The 15,525-nt window shown below is 57.2% G+C and carries 13 protein-coding genes; 11 read left to right on the forward strand and 2 right to left on the reverse strand.

The genetic code is table 11. From position 1 onward, the window contains the following. The first annotated feature begins 18 nt into the window (after nt 1-18). Nucleotides 19-2,037, forward strand: a complete 2,019-nt coding sequence (rep, locus tag AQ981_RS10785) for a DNA helicase Rep (protein WP_058911762.1) — start codon at nt 19-21, stop codon at nt 2,035-2,037. A 61-nt stretch (nt 2,038-2,098) separates the two neighbouring features. On the opposite strand, the gene gppA is transcribed toward rep, so the two are convergent. Together gppA and rhlB are read right to left on the reverse strand one after the other, a co-directional pair. After that, nucleotides 2,099-3,592 (reverse strand): guanosine-5'-triphosphate,3'-diphosphate diphosphatase, encoded by a 1,494-nt coding sequence (gppA, locus tag AQ981_RS10790; RefSeq protein ID WP_058911763.1) that lies wholly within the window; start codon nt 3,590-3,592, stop codon nt 2,099-2,101. Between the two features lie 6 nt (nt 3,593-3,598). Beyond that, nucleotides 3,599-4,864, reverse strand: coding sequence for an ATP-dependent RNA helicase RhlB (rhlB, locus tag AQ981_RS10795; protein ID WP_058911764.1), 1,266 nt, complete (start codon nt 4,862-4,864; stop codon nt 3,599-3,601). 118 nt (nt 4,865-4,982) lie between these two features. Here rhlB and trxA point away from each other — a divergent pair, with 118 nt between their 5' ends. The 10 genes from trxA (at nt 4,983) to rffA (ending at nt 15,524) form a co-directional block, all read left to right on the forward strand. Beyond that, entirely contained in the window at nt 4,983-5,312 is a 330-nt protein-coding gene (gene trxA, locus AQ981_RS10800) for a thioredoxin TrxA (RefSeq protein WP_002444149.1), read from the forward strand. Nucleotides 5,313-5,673: 361 nt separating this feature from the next. Beyond that, nucleotides 5,674-6,933, forward strand: coding sequence for a transcription termination factor Rho (gene rho / locus AQ981_RS10805; protein ID WP_002444150.1), 1,260 nt, complete (start codon nt 5,674-5,676; stop codon nt 6,931-6,933). 206 nt (nt 6,934-7,139) lie between these two features. Then, nucleotides 7,140-8,258: a UDP-N-acetylglucosamine--undecaprenyl-phosphate N-acetylglucosaminephosphotransferase gene (gene wecA, locus AQ981_RS10810; RefSeq protein ID WP_058911765.1), complete on the forward strand. Its 1,119-nt coding sequence runs from the start codon at nt 7,140-7,142 to the stop codon at nt 8,256-8,258. Nucleotides 8,259-8,269: 11 nt separating this feature from the next. Further along, the gene (wzzE, locus tag AQ981_RS10815) at nt 8,270-9,316 is read left to right on the forward strand and encodes an ECA polysaccharide chain length modulation protein (protein ID WP_058911828.1); all 1,047 of its coding nucleotides are present in this window, start codon (nt 8,270-8,272) and stop codon (nt 9,314-9,316) included. Between the two features lie 61 nt (nt 9,317-9,377). Next, nucleotides 9,378-10,508: a non-hydrolyzing UDP-N-acetylglucosamine 2-epimerase gene (wecB, locus tag AQ981_RS10820; RefSeq protein ID WP_058911766.1), complete on the forward strand. Its 1,131-nt coding sequence runs from the start codon at nt 9,378-9,380 to the stop codon at nt 10,506-10,508. Continuing rightward, nucleotides 10,505-11,767: a UDP-N-acetyl-D-mannosamine dehydrogenase gene (wecC, locus tag AQ981_RS10825; protein WP_058911767.1), complete on the forward strand. Its 1,263-nt coding sequence runs from the start codon at nt 10,505-10,507 to the stop codon at nt 11,765-11,767. Before wecB ends, wecC begins: the two co-directional genes overlap by 4 nt. Then, the gene (gene rffG / locus AQ981_RS10830) at nt 11,758-12,831 is read left to right on the forward strand and encodes a dTDP-glucose 4,6-dehydratase (protein ID WP_420809751.1); all 1,074 of its coding nucleotides are present in this window, start codon (nt 11,758-11,760) and stop codon (nt 12,829-12,831) included. The genes wecC and rffG overlap by 10 nt, the downstream gene beginning before the upstream one ends. 21 nt (nt 12,832-12,852) lie before the next feature. Continuing rightward, nucleotides 12,853-13,734, forward strand: coding sequence for a glucose-1-phosphate thymidylyltransferase RfbA (rfbA, locus tag AQ981_RS10835; RefSeq protein WP_058911768.1), 882 nt, complete (start codon nt 12,853-12,855; stop codon nt 13,732-13,734). Further along, nucleotides 13,712-14,389, forward strand: coding sequence for a dTDP-4-amino-4,6-dideoxy-D-galactose acyltransferase (rffC, locus tag AQ981_RS10840; protein WP_058911769.1), 678 nt, complete (start codon nt 13,712-13,714; stop codon nt 14,387-14,389). The genes rfbA and rffC overlap by 23 nt, the downstream gene beginning before the upstream one ends. 4 nt (nt 14,390-14,393) lie before the next feature. Beyond that, complete coding sequence (gene rffA, locus AQ981_RS10845) at nt 14,394-15,524, forward strand: dTDP-4-amino-4,6-dideoxygalactose transaminase (RefSeq protein WP_058911770.1); 1,131 nt, start codon at nt 14,394-14,396, stop codon at nt 15,522-15,524. Nucleotide 15,525: the final 1 nt, after the last annotated feature.

The raw sequence follows: 15,525 nt of genomic DNA on the forward strand, positions 1-15,525 counted from the left end.
GGAAATTGAGTCAACGTTATGCGTCTTAACCCCAGCCAACAGCAAGCCGTCGAATTTGTTACCGGGCCCTGCCTGGTGCTGGCCGGAGCCGGTTCCGGCAAAACGCGCGTTATCACCAATAAAATCGCCCACCTGATCCGCGGTTGCGGCTATCAGGCGCGCCATATTGCGGCAGTCACGTTTACTAACAAGGCGGCGCGCGAGATGAAAGAGCGCGTTGCCCAGACGTTGGGGCGTAAAGAGGCGCGCGGTTTGCTGATTTCCACTTTCCACACTCTGGGGCTGGAAATCATCAAGCGCGAATATGCGGCGTTGGGGATGAAGGCGAATTTTTCGCTGTTCGACGATACCGATCAGATGGCGTTGATTAAGGAGCTGACGGAAGGGCTGATCGAAGAGGACAAAGTGCTACAACAGCAGCTCCTGTCGACCATCTCTAACTGGAAAAATGACCTGTTGAGCCCATCCCAGGCAGCGGCGCAGGCGAAGGGTGAGCGGGAGCGGATATTCGCGCATTGCTACAGTCTGTATGATGCGCACCTCAAAGCCTGTAATGTACTGGATTTCGACGATCTGATTCTGCTGCCCACGCTGTTGCTACAGCGTAATGAAGAGGTCAGAGAGCGCTGGCAGAACCGTATTCGCTACCTGCTGGTGGATGAATATCAGGACACCAACACCAGCCAGTATGAACTGGTGAAGCTGCTGGTGGGGAGCCGGGCGCGTTTTACCGTGGTGGGGGATGACGATCAGTCGATCTACTCATGGCGTGGGGCGCGCCCACAGAATCTGGTGCTACTGAGCAAGGACTTTCCGGCGCTTCAGGTCATCAAACTGGAACAGAATTATCGCTCTTCCGGGCGCATCCTGAAAGCCGCCAATATTTTGATCGCCAATAACCCGCACGTATTTGAAAAGCGTCTGTTTTCCGAGTTGGGCTATGGCGTCGAGTTGAAAGTGTTGAGCGCCAACCATGAAGAACATGAAGCGGAGCGGGTGATCGGTGAACTGATCGCCCACCACTTTATTAATAAAACCCAATATAAGGATTACGCGATCCTCTACCGTGGCAATCACCAGTCGCGTGTGTTTGAAAAAATGCTGATGCAGAATCGCATTCCCTACAAAATTTCCGGGGGCACCTCATTCTTCTCCCGCCCCGAGATTAAAGATTTGCTGGCCTACCTGCGGGTGCTGACCAATCCGGACGATGACAGCGCTTTTCTGCGCATTGTGAATACGCCGAAGCGGGAAGTTGGTCCGGCCACGCTCCAGAAACTGGGGGAGTGGGCGACGCAGCGCAATAAAAGTCTGTTCACCGCCAGTTTTGATCTCGGGCTGAGCCAGACCCTGACCGGGCGCGGCTATGAGTCGCTGACCCGCTTTACGCACTGGCTGGGGGATATCGCCCGGTTGTCTGAGCGGGAGCCGGTGGCGGCGGTACGCGATCTGATCCGCGGCATCGATTATGAGAGTTGGCTGTATGAAACCTCCGCCAGCCCGAAAGCCGCGGAGATGCGCATGAAAAATGTCAACCAGCTGTTTAGCTGGATGACGGAGATGCTGGAGGGCAGCGAACTGGAGGAGCCGATGACCCTGACTCAGGTGGTCACCCGCTTCACGCTGCGCGATATGATGGAGCGCGGAGAGAGCGATGAAGAGGCCGACCAGGTCCAGTTGATGACGTTGCACGCCTCCAAAGGTCTTGAGTTTCCCTACGTTTATCTGGTGGGGATGGAAGAGGGGCTCTTGCCGCACCAGAGCAGCATTGATGAAGACAATGTCGATGAGGAGCGGCGGCTGGCCTACGTGGGGATCACCCGGGCGCAGAAAGAGTTAGTCTTCACGCTGTGCCGGGAGCGGCGTCAGTACGGCGAACTGGTGCGTCCGGAGCCGAGCCGTTTTCTGCTGGAACTTCCACAGGATGACCTGATCTGGGAAACTGAGCGCAAAGTGGTCAGCGCCGAGGAGCGGATGCACAAAGGGCAGGCCAATGTCGCCAATATCCGGGCGATGCTGGCCAAAGCGAAGAAGTAACGAATGCGGATATGGCGCAGAGATAGCCACTGCCGGCGCGGCTATCCTGCGGTGAAACCCATTATGGTGTTTCTGCGATATCCAGCGGCCAGTGAACATAGCTTTCCCACAACACTTCCTGCTGAAGATTTTCTTTCAGTAGCGGATGTGTGGTCAGCCAGGGAGCGGAGACCGACAGTTGTAGATGGTCCTGGCTGGCATGTAGCGCCAGTTGCGGAAGCCGATCGTCGCGACGGCGCCCGGCGAAGAGAATGGCCAGACGCAGCAGGCGGCAAAGGCGCTCGGCGACCCGCGGCGGCACAGCGTTTTGCTGATGCAGCGACGAGAGATCGAGCGGGTTGATCTGGTTCAGCAGCAGAGCCGCCAGCAACCGCTTCTGGGCCGGCGTGAAACCGGGCAAATCGAGGTGGCGTATCAGGTAGGCGGCATGCTGCGGCGCCTGGCGGAAATCGATACTCAGCCCGATTTCATGCAGCAGACAGGCGTTACTGAGTAGCTCCTGGCTCAGCGGTTCCAGTTGCCATTCCCCGGACACCTGCTGAGCGAAATCGCCAGCCAGCTGCGCGACGCGCTGAGCCTGCTCGACATCCACCATAAAACGGCGCTGAATGTTACGCACTGTGCGGCTACGAATATCCTGATCGACGGCCAGATGTAGCATCCCGTAAACCAGTCCCTCGCGCAGCGCGCCGCCAGCCAGCGTCATACAGTCAATTTTCAGCTCGTTGAAGATGGCGATCAGAATCGCCAGCCCGCTGGGGAATACCAGCGCGCGCTCCAGAGTCAGCCCTTCGATTTCCAGCTCTTCGAGACGCAGACACTGGATAGCTCTCTGTTTCAGTTGCAGGAGCCGCGACAGGGTGATGCGTTCATCCATCCCCTGAGCCATCATAATTTCCTGTAATGCCTGAACAGTACCGGAGGCGCCGACGCAGACTTTCCAGCCGTGGCGGCGTAGCTCATCGGCGACGGGACGCAGTACTTCACGGGCTGCCTGTTCCGCGGCAGCGAAATTCTCCGGCGCCAGATTGCGATCGGCAAAATAGCGTTCCAGCCAGGTTACGCAACCCATCGACAGACTGAATAGCGAGGTCGCCTGCGCGCCGGTGCCGGTGACCAGTTCGGTACTGGCGCCGCCGATATCCACGACCAGACGCCGATCGGCGCCGCCGGTGGTGTGAGCCACTCCCTGGTATATCAGCCGCGCTTCTTCCTCGCCGCTAATAACCTGAACCGGGCAGCCGAGAATAGTCTGCGCATGGTCGATAAAAACCTGGGCGTTGGTGGCAAGACGCAGCGTAGCGGTGGCGACCACGCGGATCTGATCGCCGGGGATATCCTGCAGCCGTTCGGCGAACAGCCGCAGACACTGCCAGCCCCGCTCCATCGCTTCCGCCGACAGGCTATTGTCGGTATTCAGACCAGCGGCGAGGCGCACTTTGCGTTTAATGCGCGAGAGGGTCTGAATACTGCCGGCCACCTCGCGCACCACCAACATGTGAAAGCTGTTGGAGCCCAGATCGATGGCGGCATACAGCGAGGCGGAACCGGACATAGCCTGTTAACCCATGCGACGGCGGTTGCGCGGCGCGCCGGTGCGGCGCGGGCCATTACCGGAGCGCGGACGACTCAGGCGTTTCGGCGGCGGCAGTTCGCTAAGCAGGGCGTCCGGGTTATATTTGCTGACCGGGATCGAGTGACCGATATAGGTCTCAATCGCCGGAAGGTTCAGCGCATATTCTTCACATGCCAGACTGATAGAGTGACCGCTGGCGCCGGCGCGGCCGGTTCGACCGATACGGTGTACATAGTCTTCGCAATCATCCGGCAGGTCATAGTTAAAGACATGCGTGACGGCAGGAATATGCAATCCGCGCGCCGCGACGTCGGTCGCGACCAGAATATCAAGATCGCCGCGGGTGAATTCGTCGAGGATACGCAGGCGTTTTTTCTGCGCCACATCGCCGGTCAGCAGACCGACGCGATGGCCGTCCGCTGCCAGATAGCCCCAGATCTCTTCACAACGGTGTTTAGTGTTAGCGAAGACAATCGCGCGATCCGGCCACTCTTCTTCCAGCAGTGTCTGCAGCAGACGCATTTTTTCTTCGTTGGAAGGATAGAACAGCTCTTCTTTAATGCGGTGGCCGGTTTTCTGTTCCGGTTCCACTTCGATGTATTCCGCGTTGTTCATATGTTCAAACGCCAGTTCACGCACTTTATAAGCGAGGGTGGCGGAGAACAGCATATTCAGGCGCTGATCGGCCGGCGGCATACGGCGGAATAGCCAGCGGATATCTTTAATAAAGCCGAGATCGAACATGCGATCGGCTTCGTCCAGCACCATGACCTGGATAGCGCCAAGGCTGATATGGTTCTGTTTGGTGTAGTCGATTAAACGCCCGACGGTGCCGACCAGAATATCGACGCCGTGCTCCAGCACTTTCAGCTGTTTATCATAGCCATCGCCGCCGTAGGCGAGGCCCAGCTTCATACCTGTCGCGGCTGCCAGCGGTTCGGCATCGGAATGAATTTGCACTGCCAGCTCGCGGGTCGGCGCGATTATCAGGGCGCGTGGTTGGTTCACCTGGCGGTTTTCAGGGGCCGGGTGTGAGAGTAAATAATGAAACGTTGACGTCAGGAACGCCATCGTTTTGCCGGTACCGGTTTGCGCCTGCCCTGCAACATCTTTCCCCGCCAGCGTCAGCGGAAGAGTGAGTGCCTGGATTGGAGTACAGTTGTAGAACCCTTTCTTTTCAAGGGCTTCAACCACCTTCGGGTGCAGGGCGAAGTCGGAAAACTTCTGTTCTGTCAAATGTGTTTTGCTCATAGAGTGTTAGAATATCAGCTAACTATTGCTTTACGAAAGCGTATCCGGTGAAATAAAGTCAACCTTACGTTGGTTAATGCTACACCAACAAGGTAGTCTTAATCCTGTGGAGTAAAACATGAGCGATAAAATTATTCACCTGACTGACGACGGTTTCGACACGGATGTGCTCAAAGCGGACGGGTTGATTCTGGTTGATTTCTGGGCAGAGTGGTGTGGTCCGTGCAAAATGATCGCCCCCATTCTTGATGAGATCGCTGATGAATATCAGGGCAAACTGACGGTGGCTAAACTGAACATCGATCAGAACCCGGCCACCGCGCCGAAGTACGGCATTCGCGGTATCCCGACGCTGCTGCTGTTCAAGAACGGCGAAGTGGCGGCGACCAAAGTGGGCGCGCTGTCTAAAGGTCAGTTGAAAGAATTCCTGGATGCTAATCTGGCATAAGGCGAATTTTTCGGTCGTGCGGCGGCGCTATTTTTGGTCGCCTGCTGGACGACCGGTCCCCGGCGTGTTATGTTAGTTCTACTGCATTCTGAACATACCTTAGAATTGAATCTGTTTTACCCTGACTTCCCGCTGGCTATTACTGTTGTAAACTCATCTGCTGTAGTGCGTAGCAAGCGTGTGGTTATGTAATCGATATCGGGCTATTCCCCGGTCTGTCTTGTTGTTTCAGTTCTGCGTTTTCCTGTATCCGGACCGCGATAAGACATCTGGCGAAGGCCATAAACAGGCAAGGATGACCCTGCCATACCATTCACGATACTAAGTTCGAGATTTACCCCGAGTTTAAGAACCCACCATTATGAATCTTACCGAATTAAAGAATACGCCGGTTTCTGAGCTGATTACTCTCGGCGAAAACATGGGACTGGAAAACCTGGCCCGTATGCGCAAGCAGGATATTATTTTCGCTATCCTCAAACAGCATGCGAAAAGTGGCGAGGATATTTTTGGCGACGGTGTGCTGGAGATATTACAGGATGGATTTGGATTCCTCCGCTCCGCAGACAGTTCCTACCTTGCCGGTCCCGATGATATCTACGTTTCTCCCAGCCAAATCCGCCGTTTCAACCTCCGCACAGGGGATACTATCTCCGGTAAGATTCGCCCGCCGAAAGAGGGTGAGCGCTATTTTGCTCTGCTGAAGGTTAACGAAGTTAACTACGACAAACCTGAAAACGCCCGCAGCAAGATTCTGTTTGAGAACTTAACGCCGCTGCATGCGAATTCCCGTCTGCGGATGGAGCGCGGTAACGGTTCTACCGAAGACTTAACCGCGCGCGTACTGGATCTGGCGTCGCCGATTGGCCGCGGTCAGCGTGGTCTGATTGTCGCACCGCCGAAAGCCGGTAAAACTATGCTGTTGCAGAACATCGCCCAGAGCATCGCCTACAATCATCCGGACTGTGTGCTGATGGTGCTGCTGATTGACGAACGCCCGGAAGAAGTGACCGAGATGCAGCGTCTGGTAAAAGGCGAAGTGGTTGCCTCTACCTTTGACGAACCGGCATCGCGCCACGTTCAGGTTGCGGAAATGGTGATCGAAAAAGCGAAACGTCTGGTTGAGCATAAAAAAGACGTCATCATTCTGCTCGACTCCATCACTCGCCTGGCGCGCGCCTACAACACCGTGGTTCCGGCATCCGGTAAAGTGCTGACCGGTGGTGTGGACGCCAACGCTCTGCACCGGCCGAAGCGTTTCTTCGGCGCCGCGCGTAACGTCGAAGAGGGCGGCAGCCTGACCATTATCGCCACGGCGCTGATCGATACCGGTTCCAAAATGGACGAGGTTATCTACGAAGAATTTAAAGGCACCGGCAACATGGAACTGCACCTGTCGCGTAAGATCGCTGAAAAGCGCGTCTTCCCGGCTATTGACTACAACCGTTCCGGTACCCGTAAAGAAGAACTGCTTACAACTCAGGAAGAACTGCAGAAAATGTGGATCCTGCGCAAGATTATCCATCCGATGGGGGAGATCGATGCCATGGAGTTCCTGATTAACAAACTGGCGATGACCAAAACCAATGACGAATTCTTCGATATGATGAAGCGCTCGTAATCGCAAGAAACTCGGGGAACGCCACGCTTTGACGTGGCGTTTTTCGTTTCTGCTATATACGATATGAATTAGCCATTTGTCTGATCCCCGGCAGGACCGATCTGTTATGCGCCCATGAGCCTTTTGTGCATGCGGTGTTTTTTGTTGTTTGTTCTGGCATAGTTTTTGCTTATGAAAACTGCAAGTTTTGGCAGAGAGTCGTTATTGTGAACCTACTGAGCATGTGTACTGACCTCGTTCTGGTTTTTATTTTGACGCTGGTTTTTCTTTTCTTTGCACGAAAAATCGCCAAAAGAATTGGGTTGGTGGATAAGCCGAACTATCGGAAACGACATCAGGGAGTGATTCCGCTGGTTGGCGGCATCTCTGTGTATTTTGGGATCTGCTGTACATTTTTTATCGCATGGGTGACGTCGAGTTACTACATTCCCTGGGCGCGTCTGTATCTGTTCTGCGCCGGGGTGTTGGTGCTGGTCGGCGCTCTCGACGACCGCTACGATATCAGTGTGAAAATTCGCGCTGCGGTGCAGGCCGGTATCGCTATTGTGATGATGTTCGCCGGCGGTCTGTATCTCAACAGTCTCGGTTTTATTTTTGGGTCGTGGGAGCTGTTTCTCGGGCCGTTCGGCTATGTGCTGACGCTGTTTGCCGTCTGGGCGGCCATCAATGCATTCAACATGGTGGACGGTATCGACGGCCTGCTCGGCGGCCTTTCCTGTGTCTCTTTTGCCGCGCTGGGCGCGATTCTGCTGTTTGACGGCCAGCTTAGCCTGGCGATGTGGTGTTTCGCCATGATTGCCGCCATCCTGCCTTATATTATGCTTAATCTTGGTGTGCTGGGGCGTCGCTATAAAGTGTTTATGGGGGATGCCGGCAGTACGTTTATCGGTTTCACGCTAATCTGGCTGCTGCTGGAAACCACCCAGGGGGAAACCCACCCGATTAGCCCGGTCACCGCGCTGTGGATTATCGCCATTCCGCTGATGGATATGATTGCCATCATGTATCGGCGCCTGCGCAAAGGTCAGAGCCCATTCTCCGCTGACCGCCAGCATATCCACCATTTAATTATGCGCGCCGGGTTCACTTCCCGGCAGGCGTTTGTCCTGATTACCTTTGCCGCGGCGCTGCTGGCGTCGATCGGTGTGCTGAGCGAGTACTATGCCATTTTCCCGGAATGGTTCATGTTGGTACTGTTCTTGCTTGCGTTTTTGCTTTATGGCTACTGCATCAAACGCGCCTGGAAAGTGGCTCGCTTCGTGAAGCGCGTAAAAAGGCGGCTGCGCCGCGGTAACAACAAGAACCCACCCTTAACCAGACCATGATTGGGGAAGCGATGAAACAACAGATACCCGGAGAACGGCCGGCGACGGCGGATAACGAGCTGGATATTCGCGGCCTGTTCCACACCCTGTGGCGTGGAAAACTGTGGATTATTGGCCTGGGGGCGCTGTTTGGCCTGGGGGCGCTGGTGTACACGGTTTTTGCCCGCCAGGAGTGGAGCGCCACGGCTATCACCGACCGGCCGGCAGTCAACATGTTGAGCGGTTATTACTCCCAGGCGCAGTTCCTGCGCAATCTGGACAGTAAAATTAACCAGGAAACTCCGGCGCTGCCTTCGGTCATGGATGAAGCTTATAAAGAGTTCATCATGCAGCTCTCGTCCTGGGATACCCGGCGTGATTTCTGGTCGCAGACCGATTATTACAAGCAGCGTCAGAGCGGCAACAGTAAGGCCGATGCGGCGCTGCTCGACGAGCTGATCAATGACATCCAGTTCTCATTCGCCGATCCGCTGCGCAATATCAACGATAATATCAAACTGGTGGCGGAAACGGCGGCGGATGCCAATAACCTGCTACGCCAGTATGTGGCGTTCGCCAGCCAGCGGGCCGCCAGCCATCTGAATGAAGAGCTGAAAGGGGCATGGGCGGCGAGAACTATCCAGATGAAAGCCCAGGTAAAACGCCAGGACGCGGTAGCCAGAGCGTTGTTCGAACGCAAAGTGCGCAGTGTCCAGGAGGCGCTGAGCATCGCCATGCGTAACAACATCAGCCGGGCGGAAACCGATGTCCCGGCAGAGCAGTTGCCTGACTCGGAGCTATTCATGCTGGGGCGCCCGCTATTGCAGGCGCGGCTGGAAAATTTGCAGGCGGCGGGCCCGGACTACGATGTGGATTATGAGCAAAACAGGGCCATGCTGGCGACGTTGAATGTCGGCCCGACCCTGGAGCCACGTTTTCAGACGTATCGTTATCTGCGTACGCCGGAGGAGCCGGTGAAACGCGACAGCCCGCGCCGCGCTTTTCTAATGGTGATGTGGGGGATTGTCGGGGCCATGGTCGGGGCCGGCGTGGCGCTGGTGCGGCGTCCGCGCGACTGATATTGGGTGAACGAGGGACGACAAGGGTTCTTCATCATTTTTTAACAAAAAGAGAATCGCTGTGAAAGTGTTAACAGTTTTTGGCACGCGCCCGGAAGCCATCAAAATGGCGCCTCTGGTACATGCGTTGGCGAAAGACGCCTGCTTTGACGCCAGGGTATGCGTAACGGCCCAGCATCGTGAGATGCTGGATCAGGTCCTGCACCTGTTTTCAATCCAGCCGGACTACGATCTCAACATCATGAAGCCGGGTCAGGGGCTGACGGAAATTACCTGTCGCATCCTGGAAGGGCTGAAACCGGTGCTGGAATCGTTCCGACCGGATGCGGTGCTGGTACATGGCGATACGGCTACGACGGTCGCCGCCAGCCTGGCCGCGTTCTATCAGCGTATCCCGGTCGGGCATGTCGAGGCGGGCCTGCGTACCGGCGATCTCTACTCCCCATGGCCGGAGGAGGCTAATCGGACCCTGACCGGCCACCTGGCCAGCTGGCATTTCGCGCCGACGGAAACGTCCCGGCAAAACCTGCTGCGCGAGAATATTGCCGATGCGCGGATTTTTGTGACCGGCAATACGGTGATCGACGCGCTGTTATTGGTACGCGACCGGTTACAGGCCGATGAGCCACTGGCGCAGTCGCTGGCCGGCCGCTACCCGTTCCTCGATCCCGGTAAAAAAATGATCCTGGTGACCGGACACCGCCGCGAGAGTTTTGGCCAGGGATTCGAACATATTTGCCAGGCGCTGGCTGAGATCGCCGCCAGCCACCAGGACGTGCAGATTGTCTATCCGGTACATCTGAACCCCAATGTCAGCGAACCCGTCAACCGTATTCTCGGCAACACCAGTAATGTTGTCCTGATTGAACCGCAGGACTATCTGCCGTTCGTCTGGCTTATGAACCAGGCGTATCTGATTCTCACTGATTCAGGGGGTATTCAGGAAGAGGCGCCTTCGCTGGGTAAACCCGTGCTGGTGATGCGCGATACCACGGAACGTCCGGAGGCCGTGGAGGCGGGTACTGTACGTCTGGTGGGGACCGATACCCAAACTATCGTCGACCAGGTGAACCGCTTGTTACTGGACGACAACGAATATCAGGCGATGAGCCGGGCCCATAACCCGTACGGAGATGGTAAGGCGTGTATGCGTATCCTGGCGGCGTTGAAACAGCATCAGGTGGCGTCATGAGTTTTGAAACAATCTCTGTTATTGGCCTGGGATACATAGGCCTGCCGACCGCGGCGGCGTTTGCGTCGCGTCGCAGGCAGGTCATCGGCATCGACATTAACCAGGGCGCGGTGGATACCATCAATCGCGGGGAAATTCATATTGTCGAGCCAGAGCTGGACAGGGTGGTCAAGGCCGCCGTGGAAGGCGGTCATTTACGGGCCAGTACGACGCCGGTAGAAGCTGATGCTTTCCTGATAGCGGTGCCAACCCCGTTTAAGGGTGAGCATGAACCTGACATGGCCTTTGTTCAGGCGGCGGCGCGCTCTATTGCCCCGGTGCTGAAGAAAGGCGCGCTGGTGGTTCTGGAATCCACCTCGCCGGTGGGCGCGACCGAGGAAGTCGCGGCCTGTCTGGCGGCGCTGCGTCCGGATCTGACGTTCCCCCAGCAGGTCGGGGAGAGCGCCGATGTGAATATCGCCTATTGCCCGGAGCGCGTTCTGCCGGGGAAAATCATGGTCGAGCTGTTCAAAAACGATCGCGTTATTGGCGGTATGACGCCGGCCTGCTCCGCCCGCGCCAGTGAGCTGTATAAAATTTTCCTTGAAGGCGAGTGCGTAGTGACCAATTCACGCACCGCGGAGCTGTGTAAGCTGACGGAAAACAGCTTCCGCGATGTCAATATTGCCTTCGCCAATGAGCTGTCGCTGATTTGCGACCAGCAGGATATCAATGTCTGGGAGCTGATTCGTCTGGCCAACCGCCATCCGCGCGTCAATATTCTGCAGCCCGGCCCTGGCGTCGGCGGCCACTGCATCGCTGTCGATCCGTGGTTTATCGTGGCCCAGAATCCGGCGCAGGCGCGACTAATTCGCACCGCCCGGGAAGTTAACGACAGCAAGCCCCACTGGGTGCTGGAAAAAGTTAAAGCCGCGGTAGCCGATTGCCTGATGGCGACCGGTCGCCAGCCGGAGAGCATCCGGATTGCCTGCTTCGGGCTGGCCTTTAAGCCGGATATTGACGATTTGCGCGAAAGCCCGGCGATGGAGGTGGCCCACGCCATCGGCCAGTGGCAGCGCGGCGAGCTATTGATTGTCGAGCCGAATATCCACCATTTGCCGGCGAAGCTGGCGGATAAAGGGCGTCTGGTCGGCCTGAATGAAGCGCTGGAGCAGGCGGATGTGCTGGTCATGCTGGTCGACCATCAGGCCTTTAAAGCCATTCCTGGTACGGATATTAAACAGCCGTGGCTGGTGGATACCAAAGGAGTATGGCGTTGAAACGGATTATGGTGACCGGGGGCGCCGGGTTTATTGGATCGGCGCTGGTGCGCCATATCATCGGCAACACGGGCGATGCCGTGGTGGTGGTGGACAAGCTCACCTACGCCGGTAATCTGGCGTCGCTGGCGCCGGTGGCCGACAGCGATCGCTTCGCGTTTGAACAGGTGGATATCTGCCAGCGCGGAGAGCTGGAGCGGGTGTTTGCCCGCTGGCAGCCGGACTGTGTAATGCATCTGGCGGCGGAAAGCCATGTCGATCGCTCCATTGACGGCCCGGCGGCGTTTATCGAAACCAATATCGTTGGCACTTACACCCTGCTGGAAGCGGCGCGCGGCTACTGGAGCGCGCTGCCTGAGCCGCGTCGGGCGGCGTTTCGTTTTCACCACATTTCCACAGATGAAGTGTACGGGGATCTACACGACGCAGAGGATTTCTTCACGGAAACCACGCCTTATGCGCCGAGCAGCCCCTATTCCGCCTCCAAGGCCAGTAGTGACCATCTGGTGCGCGCCTGGCTGCGTACTTACGGGCTGCCGACGCTGGTCACCAACTGTTCCAACAATTACGGGCCGTACCACTTTCCGGAAAAGTTAATTCCGCTGATGATCCTCAATGCTCTGGCCGGTAAGCCGCTGCCGGTATACGGCAACGGCCAACAGGTTCGCGACTGGCTGTTTGTTGAAGATCACGCACGGGCGCTGTATCTGGTGGCGACCCGCGGCGCGCCGGGGGAGACGTATAACATCGGCGGCCATAACGAAAAGACCAACCTGGCGGTGGTGGAAACCCTCTGCCAGTTGCTGGAGAGCATGGTGCCGGATAAACCGGCCGGCGTGGCCCACTATCGCGATCTGATTACCTTTGTCGCCGATCGTCCCGGGCACGATCGGCGCTACGCCATCGACGCCGGGAAAATCGAGCGCGAACTGGGCTGGCGTCCGCAGGAGACATTCGACAGCGGCATTCGCAAAACGGTGGCGTGGTATCTGGCGAATGAAGCCTGGTGGAAACAGGTTCTCGACGGAAGCTATCAGGGCGAACGCCTGGGCCTGAAACGCTGAATCTGACAACGGAGTCGGCCAATGAAAGGTATTATTCTGGCGGGAGGATCGGGAACCCGTTTGCATCCGATAACCCGCGGCGTGTCGAAGCAATTACTGCCGATTTACGACAAGCCGATGATTTACTATCCCCTGTCGGTGCTGATGCTGGCCGGGATTCGCGACATTTTGATTATTACCACGCCGGAAGACCAGGCCTCGTATCAGCGGTTGCTGGGTAATGGCGATGTATTCGGTATTCGCCTGGATTATGCGGCGCAGCCGAGTCCGGACGGGCTGGCGCAGGCATTTATCATAGGCGAGCATTTTCTGGCCGGCGAACCTTCCTGTCTGGTGCTGGGTGACAATATCTTTTTCGGCCAGGGGTTTAGCCCGAAACTGCGTCAGGTGGCCAGTCGCCAGGCCGGCGCGACGATTTTCGGCTATCAGGTGATGGATCCGCAGCGCTTTGGCGTGGTGGAATTTGATGACAATTTCCGCGCTCTGTCGCTGGAAGAAAAACCGGCGCAGCCGCGTTCTAACTGGGCGGTAACCGGTCTGTATTTCTACGACAGCAACGTGGTGGATTATGCGAAGCGGGTGAAACCCTCGGCGCGCGGCGAGCTGGAGATTACCTCCATCAACCAGATGTACCTCGAGGCCGGGCAACTGACAGTGGAACTGCTGGGGCGCGGTTTTGCCTGGCTGGATACCGGCACCCACGACAGCCTGATTGAAGCCAGTACCTTTGTGCAGACAGTGGAAAAACGCCAGGGATTCAAGATCGCCTGTCTTGAGGAGATCGCCTGGCGTAATGGCTGGCTGGACGACGGCGGGGTCCGCGAGGCGGCGCTGCGTCTGGAGAAGACCGGCTACGGCCAATATTTACTGGAGCTATTGCGTGCGCGTCCTCGCCAGTATTGACCCCCTGAACTGGGAGAGCGAATTCTTCGCCATCCGCAGCGGTATTGTGCGCTTTACGGCCAATGGCGAACCGCTCAATGAAGCGCGGCTGGCGGCCTGGCCGCGGGTACAGGCGAAAATCGCCAGTGCGCGCAGCGATCGGCTGGATGCGTTACAGGGGCTGGGCTTCCGGCTGGTGGAAGGGGAAATCGACTTTCTGCTGGCGGTGGGGAGTGGTAATCGCGATGCCGGCCTGCAGGTCGCTGACGCGGCGGATATCCCGATGCTGCGTGAGATGGCGGCGCGCCAGTTCAGCCAGAGCCGCTTTCGCGCCCCGTGGTACCAGCCGCAGGACAGCGGGCGCTTTTATGCTTGCTGGGTAGAAAACGCGGTACGGGGGACCTTCGATCATCAGTGTCTGATACTGCGCAATTCGGATGCCTCCTGCCGGGGATTTGTTACACTACGCCAGCTTGATGGCGGCGCGGCGCGCATCGGTCTGCTGGCCGGACGCGGCGCAGGGGAAGCGCTGATGGCGGCGGCGCGCTTCTGGTGTGAAACGCGCGGACTGACGCAACTGTTCGTCGCTACCCAGATCAGCAACCGCGCCGCAATTCGACGCTATATTCACAGCGGCGCTGTGCCTGACAGCAGCGCTTACTGGTTATACAGGTGAAAAGATGATTCCATTTAATGCGCCACCGGTGGTGGGAACCGAAATCGACTATATGCAGTCAGCTATGGCCAGCGGCAAGCTGTGCGGCGACGGCGGTTTTACCCGGCGCTGCCAGCAGTGGATGGAACAGCGCTTTGCCAGTAAGAAAGTGCTGCTGACGCCATCCTGCACCGCATCGCTGGAAATGGCGGCGTTGCTACTGGATATTCAGCCCGGCGATGAAGTGATCATGCCGAGCTACACCTTTGTTTCTACCGCCAACGCCTTTGTGCTGCGCGGCGCGACCATCGTATTCGTGGATATTCGTCCGGATACCCTGAATATCGATGAGAGTAAAATTGAAGCGGCTATCACCGATAAGACCCGGGCCATCGTTCCGGTGCATTACGCCGGAGTCGCCTGCGAAATGGATGCCATTATGGCGCTGGCGGCCAAATATCATCTTTATGTCGTGGAAGACGCCGCTCAGGGCGTGATGTCGACATATAAAGGGCGGGCGCTGGGGAGTATTGGTCATATAGGCTGTTTCAGTTTCCACGAAACCAAGAACTATACCGCCGGGGGCGAAGGCGGAGCGACGCTGATTAACGATCCAACGCTGGTCGAGCGGGCGGAAATCATTCGCGAAAAAGGGACTAACCGCAGCCAGTTTTTCCGCGGCCAGGTGGATAAATACACCTGGCGCGATGTCGGCTCCAGCTATCTGATGGCCGATTTACAGGCGGCATACCTGTGGGCGCAACTGGAGGCGGCAGAGTGCATTAATCAGCAGCGCCTGGCGCTGTGGCATAACTATGAAGAAGCGCTGGCGCCGCTGGCGCGCGCCGGGCGTATCGAACTGCCGACCATTCCCGCCGACTGTGTCCACAATGCGCATATGTTTTACATCAAGCTGCGCGATGAAGCGGATCGCAGCAGGCTGATCGACTGGCTGAAGGAGGCGGAGATTCTGGCGGTGTTCCATTACATCCCGCTGCACTCCAGCCCTGCCGGCCGGGAATTTGGCCGCTTTGCCGGCGACGACCGCTATACCACCGCGGAGAGCGAACGCCTGTTGCGCCTGCCGCTGTTCTACAACCTGTCTGCGGTGAATCAGCGAACGGTGATTAATACGTTGCTGAGCTATTTCGCCTGAT

The sequence above is a fragment of the Entomohabitans teleogrylli genome (assembly GCF_001484765.1).
Lineage (GTDB): Bacteria > Pseudomonadota > Gammaproteobacteria > Enterobacterales > Enterobacteriaceae > Entomohabitans > Entomohabitans teleogrylli.

Coding starts and splice junctions, on each gene's coding strand:
- rep (WP_058911762.1), top strand. CDS start 19: ATGCGTCTTAACCCCAGCCAACAGCAAGCCGTCGAATTTGTTACCGGG.
- gppA (WP_058911763.1), bottom strand. CDS start 3,592: ATGTCCGGTTCCGCCTCGCTGTATGCCGCCATCGATCTGGGCTCCAAC.
- rhlB (WP_058911764.1), bottom strand. CDS start 4,864: ATGAGCAAAACACATTTGACAGAACAGAAGTTTTCCGACTTCGCCCTG.
- trxA (WP_002444149.1), top strand. CDS start 4,983: ATGAGCGATAAAATTATTCACCTGACTGACGACGGTTTCGACACGGAT.
- rho (WP_002444150.1), top strand. CDS start 5,674: ATGAATCTTACCGAATTAAAGAATACGCCGGTTTCTGAGCTGATTACT.
- wzzE (WP_058911828.1), top strand. CDS start 8,270: ATGAAACAACAGATACCCGGAGAACGGCCGGCGACGGCGGATAACGAG.
- wecC (WP_058911767.1), top strand. CDS start 10,505: ATGAGTTTTGAAACAATCTCTGTTATTGGCCTGGGATACATAGGCCTG.
- rffG (WP_420809751.1), top strand. CDS start 11,758: ATGGCGTTGAAACGGATTATGGTGACCGGGGGCGCCGGGTTTATTGGA.
- rfbA (WP_058911768.1), top strand. CDS start 12,853: ATGAAAGGTATTATTCTGGCGGGAGGATCGGGAACCCGTTTGCATCCG.
- rffA (WP_058911770.1), top strand. CDS start 14,394: ATGATTCCATTTAATGCGCCACCGGTGGTGGGAACCGAAATCGACTAT.